Origin of the sequence: Micromonospora tulbaghiae (assembly GCF_900091605.1) — a bacterium.
GTDB lineage: Bacteria > Actinomycetota > Actinomycetes > Mycobacteriales > Micromonosporaceae > Micromonospora > Micromonospora tulbaghiae.
This window is the reverse complement of the sequence record NZ_FMCQ01000003.1, coordinates 525,080-541,345: the sequence shown is the minus strand read 5'-3', so window position 1 is coordinate 541,345 and position 16,266 is coordinate 525,080. Positions and strand designations below refer to the sequence as shown.

Below are 16,266 nucleotides of genomic sequence, written 5' to 3'. Positions count from 1 at the left end.
GCTGGTCAGGTCCGGGCGACCCGCCGGACGATGCCGAGCAGCGACTCCTGCACCTCGTCGATCGGCCGCTCCGGCGAGAAGACCAGCCAGTCCACGGCCACCACGAGCCCGACGCCGAACAGCGCCGAGCTGGCGGTACGCACGTCCAGGTCGGCGGGGAGTTCCCCGCTGTCCACCCCGGCCTTCACCGTCTCGGCGATCACCGCGATGGCCTCGCCGCGCAGCAGCCGCAGTGTCTGCTGCCACTCCCGGTTGGTCCGCCACATCTCCGAGAGCAGAAGCTGGGCGAAGGCGCGGTAGCGGCGGATGTACTCCAGCTGGGCGCGGACCAGCGCGCCGAGCGCCTCCAGCGGCGGCAGCCCGTCGACGGCGGCCCGGAACTCGGCGGTGAGCAGGCCGATGCCGTGCCGCAGCAGCTCCTCGAACAGGACGGTCTTGGACTCGAAGTTGTAGTAGACGGTCCCCTTCGCCACGCCGGCCCGGGCCGCGATGTCGTCCACAGTGGTGGCCGAGAAGCCCTGCTCGGCGATGAGGTCCACCGCCGCCACGAAGAGGCGCTGGCGGGTGTCCTCGCGCCGGCGTGTCCGTCCGTCCGTCACCGGCCCATCCTCACATGGTCAGTTCGGGGTGCAGCTTGGCCGGGGTCAGCCGGCGGGAGCGGCGGGCCGCGCCGACTGTCAGCGCCATGGCCCCCAGCCCGAACGCGAGCAGCACCAGCGCGGCCGTGACCACCGGTGCGGTCGTACCGCCGTTGATGGTGTGCCGCAGGCCGTCCACCACGTACGTCATCGGCAGCCAGGGGTGGATCGCCTGGAAGAAGCCGGGTGAGGTCTGCACCGGGTAGGTGCCGCCGGACGAGGTGAGCTGGAGCATCAGCAGCGCCAGCGCGGCCAGCCGCCCGGCCGGGCCGAGCGCCACCCCGAGCAGTTGCATGATCGCGGTGAACGCCAGCGAGGTGAGGGCGAGCAGCCCGAACGTGGCGGGGCCGTGCCTCGGGTCGAGCCCGAGCCCGAGCGTCACCACCGTGTAGAGCACCGTGACCTGGGCCAGGCCGATCCCGGCGGCGGGGAGCCACCCGGCGAGCACGACCCGCCAGCCGGGCGCGCCGGACATCACGTGCCGCCGGTTGACCGGCCGCAACAGCATGTACGTGATCATCGCGCCGACCCAGAGCGCCAGCGACAGGAAGTACGGGGCGAAGCCCACGCCGTACGAGCCGGCCGGGTTCTGCGAGTCGCGGATCAGGCCGACCGGGTCGCCGAGTACGCCGGCGCGAGTGGCCGCGTCGTCGTACCCGGGCAGTTTCCGTTCCCCGGCGGCGAGCCCGTCGGCGAGGTCGCCGGCGCCGCCTTCCAGCCAGGTCAGCCCGTCGACGAGGCGGTTGCTGCCGCTGCCGAGCTGGGCCAGGCCGCCGTCGAGCTGGCGGGCGCCGGTGGCGAGGCGGTAGAGCCCGCCGCGCAACTGGTCCGCGCCGGTCGACGCGTCGCCCAGCCCGTCGCGGAGCTCGGCGCTGCCCTGTGCCAGCGTGGCGAGCCCGCCGGCCAGCTCGTTCACCTTGGCGCGGGCGGAGGCGACGTCGTCGGCCAGGTGCGGCGCGGCGGCGGCGACCTCGCTGGCGGTCTTCGCCACGTCGGTCATCTGCTTGCGCAGTGTGGCCATGTCGGTCTTGTCCAGCGCCGCCACCACGGACCGGGCCTGCGTGACGGCCCGGTCGGCTGCCTTGCGGGCGGCGGCGAATCCGGGATCGTCCGCCAGCTCGGGGTGTTCCTTCGCGACCGCGTCGAGCCGGTCGCGGACCTCTTCGGCGCTCGCGACCACCTCGGCGGCCCTGCCCGGCAGCGCGTCCAGCCCGGCGGCGAGTTGCTGCGCGCCGTCGGCGACGAGCGTGGCCGCCTTCTCGATCTTGTCGGCGTTGCGGCGCAGCACCGGCTCGTACCTGTCGGCGGCGGCGTTCACGGTGGCGGCCGCGGCCTTGGTCTCGGTGGCGGCGCGCCCGGCGCCGTCGGCGAGCTGGGCGGCGCCGGTGCGCAGCTGGTCGAGGCCCTTGGCGAGCTTGTCCGCGCCCTGGACCGACTGGTTGAGTCCACCGGCGAGCTGCCCGGCGCCGTCCTCGGCGTCACCGAGCCCGTCGGCGAGCCGGCCCGCGCCCCGCTGGGAGCTGCCGACCCCGTCGGCGATCTTTCCGGCGCCGTCGGCGGCGCGGCCGGTCTCGGCCTTGGCGTCGGTGAAGCCGATCAGCATCTTGTCGAAGTACGTGGCGGCGGTGCTCTGCGCGGCGGCGGCCCGGATCTCGCTGAACGCCGACCGGGCGAGCAGGCCGGAGAGGTAGTTGGTGGCGTCGTCGTTGACGACCTTCAGTTCGCCCTGCCGGGCCGGGCGGTCCGGTTCCGGGCCGGCGGCGAGCGTGGCGGAGAAGTCCTCCGGGATGGAGAAGACCAGGTGGTAACGCCCGTCGCGCAGCCCCTTGGTGGCGTCGGTCTGGTCGGTGACGGTCCAGCCGAACACCCGCCGGTCGAGCAGCTTCTCGGTCAGGTCGCGGCCGGCGTGCACCTCGCTGCCGTCACCGGCGGTGGCCGGGCGGTCGGCGTCGACCAGGGCGACCGGGATCCGGTCCATCTTCCCGTAGGGATCCCAGAACGCGTACAGGTAGAGGGCGCCGTAGAGCAGCGGGACGATGGTGAGCACCGCGAGCGCGGCGCGCGGCAGCCGGCCACGGGTCATCCGGCGCAGCTCGAACAGGGCCAGTCGCAGGACGCTCATGCGGGCACCTCGGCGGGCTCGTCGGGAACGGTCAGGGCGGGGACGGGCAGGGCCGGGTCGCCGATGCGGTGCACGGTGGCGGCAACTCCGGGTTCGACGGCGCGGGCGCTGGCGACGACCGCGTACCCCTGGTCGGCGAGGCGTTCCAGCGCGCCCCACATCCACTCCCGCTCGGGGCGGTCGGCGCCGGCGTCCACGTCGTCGGCGACGATCAGGCTGGGGCCGCCGAGGCTGGCCAGCACCAGCCCGAGCACCTGGCGTTCGACCGGGGTGAGGTCGCGGCCGTACCGGTCGGGTTCCAGCGGCGCGTCGGTGAGTCCGGCGCCGGCGACGGCGGCGGCGTAGGCGTCGCGGCGGTAGGCCCGGCGGGCCCGTACCGCGGCGACCGGGACCAGCCGGCGCCGGCGGCGTGGCACCGGGCCGAGCAGCAGCAGGCGTTCGGTGATGTGCTCGGCGACGGTGAGCGTCGGGTCGGGTTCGTGCACGCCTGCCACCTGGCCGAGCGCGGCCGGGCCGCGGCGGCGCAGCTCGCCGTGGTTGTGCGGGAAGCGCCCGGCCAGCGCCAGCAGCAGCGAGGTGCGCCCGCTGCCGGGCGGGCCGGTGACGGCGTGCAGCTCACCGCTCGCGGCGGTGAGGTCGACGTCCCGGTAGACCCAGCCGCGGCGGGTGCGCAGCCCCAGGCCCCTGGCCTCGACGATGTTCATCCCGACCCCGAATTCCGAACTGACTAGTCAGTATAAAAACATGCCCAGCATAGCGACGGTTGTCCGGTTCGGGACGTCTGGCGGGAGTGATTCTCAGAACAGCACTGTGGCGAGCGTGCCGACCGGGCGGAAGCCGCAGCGCTCGTAGACCCGGCGGGCGGGCAGGTTGAAGTCGTTGACGTAGAGGCTCACGGTGGGCGCGACCCGTTCCAGCGCGTCGCGGACCACTGCGGCCATCGCGGCGGTGGCGATGCCCCGGCCGCGCCACTCCGGCGCCACCCAGACGCCCTGCACCTGCGCGGTCCGGCGGGTCACCACGGCCAGCTCCGCCTTGAAGACCACCCGCCCGTCGACGAAACGGGCGTAGGCGCGGCCGGCGCGCACCAGCTCGGTCACCCGCCGCCGGTAGCCGCGCCCGCCGTCCTCGGCCAGCGGCGACACCCCGACCTCCTCGGTGTACATCGCCACCGCCGCCGGGAACAGCCGGTCGACCTCGTTGGCGCGCACCCGGCGCACGTGCGGGTCGGGCGCCACGGCTGGCAGCGCGTCCGTCGCCAGCAGCGGCTGGTTCGGGCGTACGTCCCGAGCCGGCCCCCAGTGCGCGGAGAGGCGGTCCCAGAGCCCGAGCACGGCGTCGGCGCGGCCCACTATCGAGGAACAGAGCCGATCCTCGGCGCTCAACTGGTCGGCGAACGCGGTCACCGCCGACTCGGACGCGAGCACCGGGGTCAGGTTGCCGCCCAGCCAGCAGATCGACTCCAGGTGCCGGCGGGAGCCGTACCCGAGGATCCGCGCCTCGGCCCGCCACCACGCCAGGCCGCGTGCCGCCACTCGCTCGGCGACCTGCGCGCCGGCGTACGGGTCGAGGTCGAGCAGCCGCTCGACCGCGCGGCGCTCCGACTCCCCGAGTTGGCGTACCGGCAGCGTGAGCACGGCTACCAGCCTGCCAGATCCACCCCCGCGTGCGCGGGCCGACCGGGCACCTGCCGCACGGCGCTCAGCCGGCCGGCGCCGGCACCGGTTCGGGCGTGGCCGGCCGGGTCCGGGCGGCCCACCGCACCACCGGCGGCACCAGCGCGCCGAGCAGCAGGAACACCACACCGAGCACGAGCCAGCCGGGTACGCCCCAGCCGATCGCGAGCGTGGTCACCACCAGCGGGGCGACCATCGAGCCGAGCTGCATGCCCATCCCGTACGCACCCTGGTACTGCCCGTGCGCGTGCGCCGGGGCCAGGCCGAAGGAGATGCCCCAGCCGGCCGCCGCGTGCCACAGCTCCCCCACGACGTGCACCAGCGCACCCGCCAGCAGCAGCGGCACTGCCACCGCGACCGGCACGCCGCCACCGGCCGCGAACAGCGCGCAGGCGACCGCGAGCAGGACACCCGCCCGCCGGGCGGCCCGGCCCGCGCCGGTCAGGTCCTCGGTGCCCCGCGAGGCGCGGACCTGGAACAGGATCACCACCACGGTGTTGACGAGCAGGCAGGCGGAGATCAGCCAGTTCGGCGCCGTGGTGTGCCCGGCGATCCAGAGCGGCAGGGCGATGTTGATCAGCGAGAAGTGCATGGACATGAGCCCGTCCAGCACGGTGAAGGCGAGGAACGGGCGGTCCCGAAGCGCGATCAGCCGTGGCCCGTGCGCCGGGGCGGGCATCGGCGGCACCGGCGGGAGCCGCAGCAGCACCGCTGCCGCCAGCACGTACGTGGCGGCGTCGAGCAGGATCAGCGTGACGTACGCGCCCCGGGTGTCGGCGGCGAGCGCGAACCCGGCCAGCACCGTACCCACCGAGATCCCGACGTTGGTGACCGCGCGCAGGTAGGCGCGGGTGCGTACCCGCTGGTCGGGCGGGACAGCGCCGGCGATCAGCGCGCCCCGGGCGCCACGGGTGCCGGCGTCGGCGACCGCCATCAGCACGCCGACGACCAGGAAGCCGGTGAACGAGCGCACGCCGACCAGTGCGGCCGTGCACCCGGCCGAGGCGAGCAGCGCGGCCATCTGGAGCCCGCGCGGGCCGAGGCGGTCGGCGAGGTAGCCCATCGGCGTGCTCGCCACCAGGCTGACCAGCGCGGTGAGCGTGAGCGCCACGCCGACCTGAGCCACCGAGAGCCCGACCGACCGGGTGAGGAACAGCGCGCTGGCGGTGAGCCAGGTGCCCCGCCCGACGGTGTTGACGAGCGTGGAGAGGGCGAGGGTCCGGGACGGGCCCGGTTCGGGAAGCAGGCGCACACCGGCACCTTAGCAAGACGTACGTACGGTTTTCAGCCCTGTTTACGTGACGTCTTGTCGGCGATGCATTGCCGATATATCGTTGATGCATCAGTGATACACCGACAGAAGGAGAACCGATGGGCTTCCATCGACGCATGCACGCCATGCACGACGAGATGCGCCGCCGTGGCGGCTTCGGCTTCCCGCCCGTACCCCCGGGTCCGCCGCCCTTCTCCCCCGGACCGCACGGTCACGGGCGGGGCCGGGGCGGGCGCGGACGCGGCCGGCGGCCCAACGTGCGCGGCGCCGTGCTGGCGCTGCTCACCGAGCGGCCGATGCACGGCTACGAGATGATCCAGGAGATCGACTCCCGCACCGGCGGGGCCTGGCGGCCCAGCCCCGGCTCGATCTACCCGACGCTGCAACTGCTGGAGGACGAAGGGCTCATCGCGACCGCCGCCGACTCCGAGGGTGGACGCAAGCGGTTCGCGCTGACCGAGGCGGGCCAGGCCGAGGCGGCCGGCGCGGCGCAGACCCCGCCCTGGGCGGAGTTCGCCGAGCAGACGGTCAACAGCTGGCACGACATCCGCGACGCCGGCGCCCAGGCCATGCAGGCGCTGCGGCAGGTGATGACCACCGGCACCGACGACCAGCGCGCCCGGGCCGCCCAGGTGCTCGACGAGACCCGGCGCAAGCTCTACGCCATCCTCGCCGAGTCCGAGTGAGCACCGCCGCCGCGACGGTACGCCGGCCGGACGACGACCGGCGTGCCGTCAGGCGCGGCGCGCGGTGACGAGCAGGTACTCCCAGCGCATCACGCCGCCGGCCAGGTGCCGGGCCGCCAGTTCGGTCAGCGCGCGGTCGAGACCGACCGTACGCTCCGGGTCGCCCGCGTTCGCCCGGTAGACCGCCACCGTCGGTCCGTAGTGGGTGGCGAAGAAGTCCCGGAACTGTCCGGGCGTGGCGAACCGGTTCACCACCACGGCGTCGCGCCCCAGCGTGAGCGCGTCGACCCGGTCGCCGAACAACTCCCGGACATGGTCCTCGTCGCCCCAGAGCGGGGGCGGCTGCGCACCCGGCGGCGGTGGCGGCGCATACGGTCGCATGGCCGCGAACAACTGCCCCACGAAACCCTCCGGGGTCCAGTTGACCAGGCCGATCGTCCCTCCCGGCCGGCACACCCGCAGCAACTCGTCGGCGGCGACCCGATGCCGGGGCGCGAACATCACGCCCACGCAGGACAGCACCGCGTCGAACGCGCCGTCGGCGTACGGCAGCGCCTCCGCGTCCGCCTCCTCCCAGGTCAGCGTCACGCCCTCCCGCTCGGCCGACGCCTGCCCGATCGCCAGCAGCTCCGGGGTGAGGTCACCGGCCACCACCTCCGCGCCGGTCCGAGCCGCCGGCAGGGCCGCGTTGCCGGTTCCGGCCGCCACGTCCAGCACCCGCATGCCCGGCCCCACCCCGACCGCCCGGACCAGCGTCGCCCCCAGCTCCGGGATCACCTGCGCGGCCACTGCGGCGTAGTCGCCCATCGCCCACATCGTGCGGTGCCGGGCCTTCACCGCCGCATCCTGCTCCCGTTCCTCGATCATCCGTCGCTCCTCACCTGTCGTCCCTGCACAGGACGCTAGGCAGCGGACGCCCCGGCCCCCAGTACGAGATCTGTACCGCTCCCGACAGGCCGCTGGCCGGGTCAGCGGGCCGGGCGTAGCGTGCCCGCCATGGGGGCCTCCTACCACCAGTTCTGCCCCGTGGCGAAGGCCATGGAACTGCTCGACGAGCGGTGGACGCTGCTCGTGGTCCGGGAGTTGGTCAGCGGCTCGGAACGCTTCAACGAGCTGCGCCGGGGCCTGCCCCGGATGTCGCCCACGCTGCTGTCCCGCCGGCTGCACCAGCTCGTCCGCGCCGGGGTGGTGGAGCGACGGGTCGACGGCGCCGACGTGCGCTACGTCCCGACCGCCGCCGGGCGCGAGCTGCGGCCCGTGCTGGAGGCGCTCGGCGCCTGGGGCGTGCGCTGGATCGGCGAACTGGGCGACGCCGACCTGGACCCGAAACTGCTGCTGTGGGACATGCACCGGCACGTCGACCACGACGCGGTCCCGCCGGGGCGTACCGTCGTGCGGTTCCGCTTCCGGGACGTGCCCGCGGCGCTGCGCGACTGGTGGATGGTGATCGCCGCGGGCGAGGCCGACGTCTGCGACAGCGACCCCGGGCACGACGTGACGGTGACCGTCACGGCGGACCTGCGCGCCCTGGTCCAGGTCTGGATGGGCGACCTGGAGTGGACCGCGGCGCTGCGCGGCGGCGCGGTGGAGGTGACCGGGCCGGAGGCGCTGCGGCGCGCCGCGCCCGGCTGGTTCACCCTCTCCCCCTTCGCCGCCGTGCCCCGGCCCTGAGACGGCGCGTGCGGCCGCCCCCGATGTGGGGACGGCCGCACGGCGACGCGGGAAGCAGATCAGTGCACGGTGACGGTGGCGCCACCCGGCACCAGGTCACGCAGCTCCTCGGGGATCTCGGCGCCCATCTCGTCGGCGATGCGCAGCGCCTCCTCGATCAGCGTCTCCACGATCTGCGCCTCGGGCACGGTCTTGACGACCTTGCCCTTGACGAAGATCTGGCCCTTGCCGTTGCCGGAGGCCACGCCCAGGTCGGCCTCGCGGGCCTCACCCGGGCCGTTCACCACGCAGCCCATGACCGCGACGCGCAGCGGCACCGGCAGGCCCTCCAGGCCGGCGGTGACCTCCTCGGCCAGCTTGTAGACGTCGACCTGCGCCCGGCCGCAGGACGGGCAGGAGACGATCTCCAGGCCACGCTCACGCAGGCCCAGCGACTCCAGGATCGCGTTGCCGACCTTGATCTCCTCGACCGGCGGAGCGGACAGCGAGACCCGGATGGTGTCGCCGATCCCCTCGGCCAGCAGCGCGCCGAACGCCACCGCCGACTTGATCGTGCCCTGGAACGCCGGGCCCGCCTCGGTGACGCCGAGGTGCAGCGGGTAGTCGCACTTCTCGGCCAGCAGCCGGTACGCGCGGATCATCACCACCGGATCGTTGTGCTTGACCGAGATCTTGATGTCCCGGAAGCCGTGCTCCTCGAACAGCGAGCACTCCCACAGCGCCGACTCCACCAGCGCCTCGGCGGTGGCCTTGCCGTACTTGGCCAGCAGACGCTTGTCCAGCGAGCCCGCGTTGACGCCGATCCGGATCGGCGTGCCGGCGTCGCCCGCGGCCCGCGCGATCTCCTTGACCTTGTCGTCGAACTGCCGGATGTTGCCCGGGTTCACCCGCACCGCGGCGCAGCCGGCGTCGATCGCCGCGAAGACGTACTTCGGCTGGAAGTGGATGTCGGCGATCACCGGGATCTGCGACTTCTTGGCGATCGCGGGCAGCGCCTCCACGTCGTCCTGCGACGGTACGGCGACCCGGACGATCTGGCAGCCGGACGCGGTCAGCTCGGCGATCTGCTGGAGCGTGGCGTTGACGTCGGCGGTGAGGGTGGTGGTCATGGACTGCACCGAGACCGGCGCGCCACCACCGACCGGCACCGGACCGACCATGATCTGGCGGCTGGCCCGGCGCGGGGCCAGCGGCGGCGGCGGTACGGGGGGCATACCGAGACTGACAGCGGTCACTTCAGGCACTCACCTTGAGAAGAGCGTGATGGGGTTGATGACATCGGCGGTGACTGTGAGCAGCGTGAACGCGCCGCCGATCAGGATCACCGCGTACGTGAAGGGCATGAGTTTGAGGTAGTCGACGCGGCCGGGATCGGCGCGGCCGATGCGCGCGTACAGCCAGGAGCGCGCCCGTTCGAACCAGGCGATGGCGATGTGGCCGCCGTCCAGCGGGAGCAGCGGCAGCAGGTTGAACACGCCGATGAAGAAGTTCAGCGACACGAACAGCATGAAGAACACCAGCCAGGCGTTGTTCTCCACGGCCTCGCCGCCGAGCCGGCTGGCGCCGACCACGCTGATCGGGGTGTCCACGTCACGCTCGCCGCCGGTGATCGCGTTCCACAACGCGGGCACCTTCTGCGGGATGCGCTGCATGGCGTGCGCGGTCTGCACGGCCATGGTGCCGGTGAAGTCGGCGGTGGCGCCGAACGCGGCGACCGGGCCGTACTCGACCCGGGTCGGGGTGGTGGGCGAGAGCGCCACGCCGAGCGCGGAGACCGACGAGGCGGCGCCCTTCGGGTCGCCGAGCGGCGGACGCTGCACCGAGGCCAGGTCGACCCGAGCGTCGTCCGGCTTGCCGTCGCGCACGTAGGCGACGGTGGCCGTGCCGGGCGGGGTGGCGCGGACCACGTCGAGCATGTCGCCCCAGGTGGAGACCGGCTTGCCGTTCACCGCGGTGATCCGGTCGCCGTCCTTGAGCTGGGCCTTCTCGGCCGGGCTGGCCGGGTCGCCGGACTCGCAGGCACGGGCCGCGTTCTCCACCACCACGCACGGCGCGATGGCGATCACCGCCGGCTCGGCCCGGAAGCCGGCCTCGGTGCTGGGGAACTTCGGGTTCGGCAGCCCGACCGACACCGCGATGATCCAGAGCGCGATCAGGGCCAGGGCGAAGTGGGTGATCGAGCCCGCGGACATCACGATCGTCCGCTTCCACACCGGGTAGCGCCACATGGCGCGCTTCTCGTCCCCCGGCTCGACGTCGTCGTCCTGCGGCGTCATACCGACGATCTTGCAGAAGCCGCCGAGCGGGATGCCCTTGATGCCGTACTCGGTCTCGCCCCGCCTGAACGACCACAGCGTCGGGCCGAAGCCGACGAAGTAGCGCGTGACCTTCATCCCGAACGCCTTGGCGGTCAGCATGTGCCCCGCCTCGTGCAGGCTCACCGAGATGAGAATCGCCAGGGCGAACAGCACCACCCCGAGCAGATAGCTCATCGAGCTCCTTCCACCGACCCGACGATGATCTCCTGGGCGTGCGCCCGTGCCCACGACTCGGCGGCGAGCACGTCCTCGACGGTACCTGGTTCGTCGAAATCGGGTGCGTCCTCCAGCACGCGCTGGAGGGTGTCGACGATGCCGAGGAACGGCAGCCGGCCCGCGACGAACGCGGCCACGCACTCCTCGTTCGCCGCGTTGTAGATCGCCGGGCGGCAGCGCCCGGCCTCGCCCGCCGCCTTGGCCAGCGCGACCGCCGGGAACGCCGCGTCGTCGAGCGGGAAGAACTCCCAGGTGTGCGCGCTGGTCCAGTCCACCGCGGCGGCGGCGCCCGGCACCCGGTCCGGCCAGCCGATACCGAGCGCGATGGGCAGCCGCATGTCCGGCGGGCTGGCCTGGGCGAGCGTGGACCCGTCGGTGAACTCGACCATCGAGTGGATCACCGACTGCGGGTGGACCATCACCTCGATGTCGGCGTACGGCACGTCGAACAGCTCGTGCGCCTCGATCACCTCAAGCGCCTTGTTGACCATCGTGGCGGAGTTGATCGTGACGACCGGGCCCATGTTCCAGGTCGGGTGCGCCAGCGCCTGCTCCGGCGTGACGGCTGTCAGCTCGTCGCGCCGCCGCCCCCGGAACGGGCCGCCGCTGGCGGTGACCACCAGCCGCCGCACCTCGCCCCGGGCGCCGCCGCGCAGGCACTGCGCCAGCGCCGAGTGCTCGGAGTCGACAGGAACGATCTGCCCCGGTCGCGAGACGGCGGCCCTGACCAGCGGGCCGCCGGCCACGAGGGACTCCTTGTTGGCCAGGGCGAGGGTACGACCGGCGTGCAGCGCGGCCAGCGTCGGCGGCAGGCCCAGCGAGCCGACCACCCCGTTGAGCACCACGTCGCACGGCCACTGCGCCAGCTCGGTCATCGCGTCCGGCCCGGCCACGATCTTCGGCAGCTTGAAGTCGCCGGTGGCCCAGCCACGCCGGCTCGCCTCGGCGTAGAACGCGAGCTGGAGGTCCTGCGCGGCGGACGCGCGGGCCACGCCGACCGCCTCCACGCCCAGTTCCAGCGCCTGCGCGGCGAGCAACTCCACGTTGCCGCCACCCGCGCCGAGGGCAACCACCCGGAAGCGGTCCGGGTTGCGCCTGACGATGTCGATGGCCTGGGTGCCGATCGAGCCGGTCGAACCGAGCAGCACGAGGTCTCGGGGAGTGGTCACCGGACCATTGTTCCCCAGCGCCTCACCCCGGTTCGTCCCGGAGTGCCCGACGGCATGATCGACTCCACTTCCCCGAGGTGGTGGCATCACCGGCGCCGCGATGTCACCACTTCGGCGAACATCACACGTTCTCGGAGCCGCCGCGCAACCGCCATCGACGCGTCGTTCCCGGCCATCACCACCGCGTACACCCGCGGCGTGCCGGTGGCGAACTCACGCTCCAGCACCGCGCGGGCCGCCTCGGTGGCGCAGCCGTTGCCCTGGGCATCGGGATGCAGGTGCCAGCCGACCTCGATGTCCTCGGTCAGCGTCACGCCGTCGCGTCCCGGCAGCGGCTTGAGCAGGATGCTCCCCGCCACCGGTCCGCCCGCCCGCGGCTCGATCGCCCACAGCCCCCACCGACCGGCGTACGGCGCCCAGCGCTCCCGCCACAGCCGGACCCGATCGCGCGCCTCGGACGGGTCGGTCATCCGCCCGTGGCGCACGTGCGGCTGGCGCTGCAGGACGAGGCTACGGGGACACGATCGTCCTGTCGGGCGCGGTGAGGTGCTCCAGGTGCCCCAACGGCAGGTGCGGGGGCCGCCACTCCAGGAACATCGCGGTGGCGTCGTCGTCGAGCTGGTCCTGCTGGTAGGCGAGGACGGCGCGCACCAGCCGGCGCATCGTCTCGGGGCTGGGCAGCCGGTCGTTGAGGGCACGCTCGACGAAGTCGACAAGTCGGTCCAGCCCGAACCGTTCACCGTCGTCGCCCCGGGCGTCGGTGATGCCGTCGGTGTAGGCGAGGATGCGGTCGCCCGGGTGTAGCGCCTCCTCGTGCGCCCGTGGTCGCCGCGTCGACAGGTTACCCAGCCCGAGCGGCAGCGCGGTCGGCCCGGGCAGCGCCCGGACGGCCTTGCCGTCCCTCAGCAGCATGGCGGCGGGGTGGCCGGCGTTGATGATCCGCAGCAGGCCGGTCCGCCGGTCGAGTTCGGCGAGCAGCGCGGTCGCGAACATGCCCGGGTGTTCGGAGCGGACCCACCTGTCGATGCTGATCGCCGTGTCGATCAGGTCGAGACCGGTGCGCCGGGCGTTGCGGTACGCGCTGACCACGAGCGAGGCCATCGCGCTCGCCTTGATCCCGTGCCCGCAGGTGTCGAAGAGCCCGACGCTGAGCATGTCGCCGTTGAGCGCGTAGTCGAAGATGTCCCCGCCGACGTCGTAACACGGTTCGAGAATGGCGGTGACCACCAGGTCGTCCGTCGCGAAGGTCAGCGGCGGCAGCAGCCCCCACACGATCTCGGCGGCGACCTGCATCGGCAGGCGGCGGCGGATCCGTTCCACGACGTCGCCGTAGAGCCGGCGGTTCACCAGGACCTGGGCGACGGCGACCGCCACCTCCCAGGCCGGCCGGTCCAGCGCGGGGTCGCCGGCGCGCGACGACACGATCTCCAGCGCGCCCAGCCGTTCGCAGCCGAGCAGCAGGGGCACCCAGAGCCGGTCCGGGTGGTCGGGAGCGCGCTGCACCTGGAGGCCGGTGAACGCCCGACCGGCGAGCGTCGTCTCGATCGTGAGCTCGTCCCGAGGCGCGCCCGCGCCGACCAGGGGTACGAGCGAGGACTGTGTGTAGTCGGCCAGGTAGATCACCATGTCGGTGGCCCCGATGGCGGGCGCGACCCGGTTCACCAGGAGCGACAGGTCGTCCGGACCACCCCGGGCGGCGTTGAGGTGCAGCCAACGCGCCGCGTCGCCACCGTCGACCATCCGCGCCTCCCCGTGTCTCCACCACCGTAGGAGGCCGAGGGCGAACTGCCAACGGCGCGGCTCAGGTCGGGCGTTCCAGGACGAAGGTCTCCAGTTCGGCGCCGCCGTACCAGTCGGTGCGCACGCCGACGTGCGTCATGCCGAGGCGCCGGGCCACCGCCATCGACGGGTCGTTCCCGGCCATCACCACCGCGTACACCCTCGGGGTGCCGGTGGCGAACTCGCGTTCCAGCACCGCGCGGGCCGCCTCGGTGGCGTAGCCGCGGCCCTGGGCGTCGGGGTGCAGGTGCCAGCCGACCTCGATGTCGTCGGTCAGGGTGACGCCGTCGCGTCCCGGTAGCGGCTTGAGCAGGATGCTCCCGGCCACCGGTCCGCCGTCGCGCGGTTCGATCGCCCACAGGCCCCAGCGGCCCTCGTACGGCGCCCAGCGTTCGTGCCAGGACCGGACCCGCTCGCGTGCCTCGGACGGGTCGGTCATCCGCCCCTTGCCGCCGCCCAGCCAGCGCATCACCTCGTCCCGGGAGTAGATGTCGTAGATCCGGTCCAGGTCGTCCGGGGACTCGGTCCAGTCCCGCAGCACCAGCCGCTCGGTCGTGGCGATCGTCATGCCGCCGGATCGTAATGCGTGGCGCCGGGTCGTACGGGGAACGAGAGGGCGATGGGCGACGGGTGGGAGCGGACGAAGCGGATCACGGCTGCGGCGTTCCGGCCGGTACGCGGCCGGGACCTGTCGCTGCACGCAGCCGCGATCACCTTCTACGGCGCGATCGCCGTGGTGCCGGTGGCGCTGCTGGCGATCTGGCTGACCGGGCTGCTCGCCGGGGCGGACCGGGTGCGGCGGCTTACCGGGTACGCCATCGACACGCTGCCCACCGATATCGGCGCGCACCGGGCGGCGGCCGCGCTGGTCGAGGCCGGGCTGGGGCTGACCCCGCTGCTGGCGCTGGCCTCGCTCCTGCCTGCCTCCCTCTACGGCGAGGGACTGCGCCGCGCCTTCGTCTCGGTGGCCGAGCCGCGCGCCGAGTCCGGCGCGCTGGTCGGCTGGCGGGGCCGCCTGCTGCTGCTCCCGCTGCTGGCGCCGGCCCCGGTGCTGCTGCTGTCGATCCTGCTGGGGCTGCCGATGACCACCCGGCTGGTGCGCCAGGGCGGCTGGATCGGCGCGCTCGGCGTGGTGCTGTCGTTCCTCGCGGTGTGGCTGGTGCTCACGCCGGTGCTGATCTGGGTGTTCCGGGTGGTCGGCCCGGCCTCCCCGGACTGGCTCGCCACCATCGTCCTGGGCTCGTTCACGGCGGCCAACCTGTCCGGCTTCGTGCACGGCTTCGTGCTGTTCTGCTCGCTGCCGCTGGACCTGGGCGTGCCGTTCGGCGGATTCGACGAGATCGGTGGCGGCGTGGCGGTGCTGCTCTGGCTGTACCTGTTCCACGTGATCGTGCTGTCCGGCTACTCGGCCACGCTGGCGGCGAGCCGGTGGCGGGCCACCCGGGAGGCGGCCCGCGCCTGACGGCTGCGGGTCAACGCCGGAACGGGCCGCGCACCTCGTACGTGATGCCGCCGGTGCCGGCCCGGGCGCCGCTGGTACCGCGCTGCGAGGAGAAGTAGAGCCGACTGCCGTCCGGGGAGAACGCCGGGCCGGTGATCTCCGACTCGGACTGCCCGAGCAGCCGCACGAACGGCGCCACCACACCGGCCGGCGTGATCACGTTGATCTCCATGTCGCCGCCGTCCTCGGCCACGTAGAGGTCACCGCCGGCGGTGCCGGTGATGTTGTCGACGCCGGTCAGCGGCGCGGCCCCGGCCGGCACCAGCGAGTCGTCGTACGCGAGGTCGAGCCGCTGGTTCACCGCGTCGTACGCCCACACCCGGTTGTCGCCCTTGGTGGTGAACCAGCAGGTGTCGTCGGCGTACCAGCAGCCCTCGCCGCCGTCGAACGTCTGCGCCGCGGCCACCTGGTAGCGGGTGGGCACCGGGAACCCGTCGCGGTCCGGCAGGTCCCGCCAGGTCACCGGCCCGGTCACCTGGCCGTCCGGGGCGCAGAGCACCTGCACGCGGCCGGTGCGGAGGTCGCCCCAGGTGTCCGGGACGAACCGGTAGAAGCAGCCGTCCCCCTCGTCCTCGGTCAGGTAGACCACCCGCCGCACCGGGTCACAGGCCGCCGCCTCGTGCTTGAAGCGGCCCATCCGGGTCCGCTCCTCGCCGGACCGGCCGCCCGCCGGCCAGGTCTCGAAGACCCGGCCCAGCGGCACCTCCTCGCAGGACAGCCACGTCCCCCACGGGGTCGGCCCGCCCGCGCAGTTGACGTTCGTGCCGCCGAGGATCCGGTACGCGGCGGCGATCGCGCCGTCGGCGGCGAACCGCACCGCCGAGGCGCCGCCGACGAGCGGTACCTCCGAGTTGGAGACGTAGATCCAGCCGTCGCCGGCCGGGAAGCAGGCGCCGCCGTCCGGCGCCGGGTGCCAGGTGTACGAGGTGCCCGCGACCCGCTGACCGGAACGTGCGATCACCCGGCTGGTGAAGCCGGCCGGCACCTGGAGGCCGTTGGCGTCGGCGGCCAGCAGGTCCCCGTACGGGCCGGGGCCGGGCTGGGCGGGCTGGGCCGGGGCGGCCGCGGCGGCCCAGAGACCACCGGCGAGAGCGGCGGCGCCACCGGCGGCCGTGGCGCGCAGGACGGTACGACGGTCCATCGGGGATTACCTCCCGGAGGCGGTGGGTGTCCCGTCGACGGTAGGACGGAAATGCATCGACAACTGCCACTATAGG

16 protein-coding genes are annotated in these 16,266 nt (G+C 73.6%); 3 read left to right on the top strand and 13 right to left on the bottom strand.

The features are described 5' to 3' along the window. Positions 1 to 5: 5 nt before the first annotated feature. The 5 genes from GA0070562_RS11490 to GA0070562_RS11470 form a co-directional block, all read right to left on the bottom strand. Positions 6 to 599: a TetR/AcrR family transcriptional regulator gene (locus GA0070562_RS11490; RefSeq protein ID WP_091419665.1), complete on the bottom strand. Its 594-nt coding sequence runs from the start codon at positions 597 to 599 to the stop codon at positions 6 to 8. Between the two features lie 10 nt (positions 600 to 609). Beyond that, positions 610 to 2,760 (bottom strand): YhgE/Pip family protein, encoded by a 2,151-nt coding sequence (locus tag GA0070562_RS11485; RefSeq protein WP_091419664.1) that lies wholly within the window; start codon positions 2,758 to 2,760, stop codon positions 610 to 612. Then, positions 2,757 to 3,464: an ATP-binding cassette domain-containing protein gene (locus GA0070562_RS11480; protein ID WP_091419662.1), complete on the bottom strand. Its 708-nt coding sequence runs from the start codon at positions 3,462 to 3,464 to the stop codon at positions 2,757 to 2,759. The genes GA0070562_RS11485 and GA0070562_RS11480 overlap by 4 nt, the downstream gene beginning before the upstream one ends. Positions 3,465 to 3,557: 93 nt before the next feature. Continuing rightward, complete coding sequence (locus GA0070562_RS11475; RefSeq protein ID WP_091419660.1) at positions 3,558 to 4,397, bottom strand: GNAT family N-acetyltransferase; 840 nt, start codon at positions 4,395 to 4,397, stop codon at positions 3,558 to 3,560. A gap of 64 nt (positions 4,398 to 4,461) precedes the next feature. Beyond that, positions 4,462 to 5,688, bottom strand: a complete 1,227-nt coding sequence (locus tag GA0070562_RS11470; RefSeq protein ID WP_091419657.1) for an MFS transporter — start codon at positions 5,686 to 5,688, stop codon at positions 4,462 to 4,464. Positions 5,689 to 5,807: 119 nt separating this feature from the next. On the opposite strand from GA0070562_RS11470, the gene GA0070562_RS11465 reads away from it, so the two are divergent. Continuing rightward, positions 5,808 to 6,395 carry a PadR family transcriptional regulator gene (locus tag GA0070562_RS11465; RefSeq protein WP_091419654.1) on the top strand — a complete coding sequence of 196 codons (588 nt, stop codon included), beginning with the start codon at positions 5,808 to 5,810 and terminating at the stop codon, positions 6,393 to 6,395. A gap of 48 nt (positions 6,396 to 6,443) precedes the next feature. Here the strand turns inward: GA0070562_RS11465 and GA0070562_RS11460 are convergent, their stop codons facing one another. Beyond that, positions 6,444 to 7,262 (bottom strand): class I SAM-dependent methyltransferase, encoded by an 819-nt coding sequence (locus GA0070562_RS11460; protein WP_091419651.1) that lies wholly within the window; start codon positions 7,260 to 7,262, stop codon positions 6,444 to 6,446. A 129-nt stretch (positions 7,263 to 7,391) separates the two neighbouring features. Here GA0070562_RS11460 and GA0070562_RS11455 point away from each other — a divergent pair, with 129 nt between their 5' ends. After that, positions 7,392 to 8,066 carry a winged helix-turn-helix transcriptional regulator gene (locus tag GA0070562_RS11455; protein WP_091419649.1) on the top strand — a complete coding sequence of 225 codons (675 nt, stop codon included), beginning with the start codon at positions 7,392 to 7,394 and terminating at the stop codon, positions 8,064 to 8,066. 59 nt (positions 8,067 to 8,125) lie between these two features. Here GA0070562_RS11455 and ispG read toward each other — a convergent pair whose 3' ends face one another. The 6 genes from ispG to GA0070562_RS11425 form a co-directional block, all read right to left on the bottom strand. Next, positions 8,126 to 9,301 carry a flavodoxin-dependent (E)-4-hydroxy-3-methylbut-2-enyl-diphosphate synthase gene (gene ispG / locus GA0070562_RS11450; RefSeq protein ID WP_091419647.1) on the bottom strand — a complete coding sequence of 392 codons (1,176 nt, stop codon included), beginning with the start codon at positions 9,299 to 9,301 and terminating at the stop codon, positions 8,126 to 8,128. 9 nt (positions 9,302 to 9,310) lie between these two features. Continuing rightward, positions 9,311 to 10,558 (bottom strand): M50 family metallopeptidase, encoded by a 1,248-nt coding sequence (locus GA0070562_RS11445; protein WP_091419644.1) that lies wholly within the window; start codon positions 10,556 to 10,558, stop codon positions 9,311 to 9,313. Continuing rightward, positions 10,555 to 11,769 carry a 1-deoxy-D-xylulose-5-phosphate reductoisomerase gene (gene dxr / locus GA0070562_RS11440; protein ID WP_091419642.1) on the bottom strand — a complete coding sequence of 405 codons (1,215 nt, stop codon included), beginning with the start codon at positions 11,767 to 11,769 and terminating at the stop codon, positions 10,555 to 10,557. Before dxr ends, GA0070562_RS11445 begins: the two co-directional genes overlap by 4 nt. A gap of 86 nt (positions 11,770 to 11,855) precedes the next feature. Continuing rightward, positions 11,856 to 12,254 (bottom strand): GNAT family N-acetyltransferase, encoded by a 399-nt coding sequence (locus GA0070562_RS11435; protein WP_276526476.1) that lies wholly within the window; start codon positions 12,252 to 12,254, stop codon positions 11,856 to 11,858. Between the two features lie 25 nt (positions 12,255 to 12,279). Next, positions 12,280 to 13,509 (bottom strand): PP2C family protein-serine/threonine phosphatase, encoded by a 1,230-nt coding sequence (locus GA0070562_RS11430; RefSeq protein WP_091419639.1) that lies wholly within the window; start codon positions 13,507 to 13,509, stop codon positions 12,280 to 12,282. 61 nt (positions 13,510 to 13,570) lie between these two features. Further along, positions 13,571 to 14,116, bottom strand: a complete 546-nt coding sequence (locus GA0070562_RS11425; RefSeq protein WP_091419636.1) for a GNAT family N-acetyltransferase — start codon at positions 14,114 to 14,116, stop codon at positions 13,571 to 13,573. A gap of 51 nt (positions 14,117 to 14,167) precedes the next feature. Here GA0070562_RS11425 and GA0070562_RS11420 point away from each other — a divergent pair, with 51 nt between their 5' ends. After that, the gene (locus tag GA0070562_RS11420) at positions 14,168 to 15,010 is read left to right on the top strand and encodes a YhjD/YihY/BrkB family envelope integrity protein (protein WP_091419634.1); all 843 of its coding nucleotides are present in this window, start codon (positions 14,168 to 14,170) and stop codon (positions 15,008 to 15,010) included. Between the two features lie 10 nt (positions 15,011 to 15,020). On the opposite strand, the gene GA0070562_RS11415 is transcribed toward GA0070562_RS11420, so the two are convergent. Next, positions 15,021 to 16,190 (bottom strand): alkaline phosphatase PhoX, encoded by a 1,170-nt coding sequence (locus GA0070562_RS11415; RefSeq protein WP_091419632.1) that lies wholly within the window; start codon positions 16,188 to 16,190, stop codon positions 15,021 to 15,023. Positions 16,191 to 16,266: the final 76 nt, after the last annotated feature.

Coding starts and splice junctions, on each gene's coding strand:
- GA0070562_RS11485 (WP_091419664.1), bottom strand. CDS start 2,760: ATGAGCGTCCTGCGACTGGCCCTGTTCGAGCTGCGCCGGATGACCCGT.
- GA0070562_RS11480 (WP_091419662.1), bottom strand. CDS start 3,464: ATGAACATCGTCGAGGCCAGGGGCCTGGGGCTGCGCACCCGCCGCGGC.
- GA0070562_RS11465 (WP_091419654.1), top strand. CDS start 5,808: ATGGGCTTCCATCGACGCATGCACGCCATGCACGACGAGATGCGCCGC.
- GA0070562_RS11460 (WP_091419651.1), bottom strand. CDS start 7,262: ATGATCGAGGAACGGGAGCAGGATGCGGCGGTGAAGGCCCGGCACCGC.
- GA0070562_RS11455 (WP_091419649.1), top strand. CDS start 7,392: ATGGGGGCCTCCTACCACCAGTTCTGCCCCGTGGCGAAGGCCATGGAA.
- GA0070562_RS11445 (WP_091419644.1), bottom strand. CDS start 10,558: ATGAGCTATCTGCTCGGGGTGGTGCTGTTCGCCCTGGCGATTCTCATC.
- GA0070562_RS11430 (WP_091419639.1), bottom strand. CDS start 13,509: ATGGTCGACGGTGGCGACGCGGCGCGTTGGCTGCACCTCAACGCCGCC.
- GA0070562_RS11425 (WP_091419636.1), bottom strand. CDS start 14,116: ATGACGATCGCCACGACCGAGCGGCTGGTGCTGCGGGACTGGACCGAG.
- GA0070562_RS11420 (WP_091419634.1), top strand. CDS start 14,168: ATGGGCGACGGGTGGGAGCGGACGAAGCGGATCACGGCTGCGGCGTTC.
- GA0070562_RS11415 (WP_091419632.1), bottom strand. CDS start 16,190: ATGGACCGTCGTACCGTCCTGCGCGCCACGGCCGCCGGTGGCGCCGCC.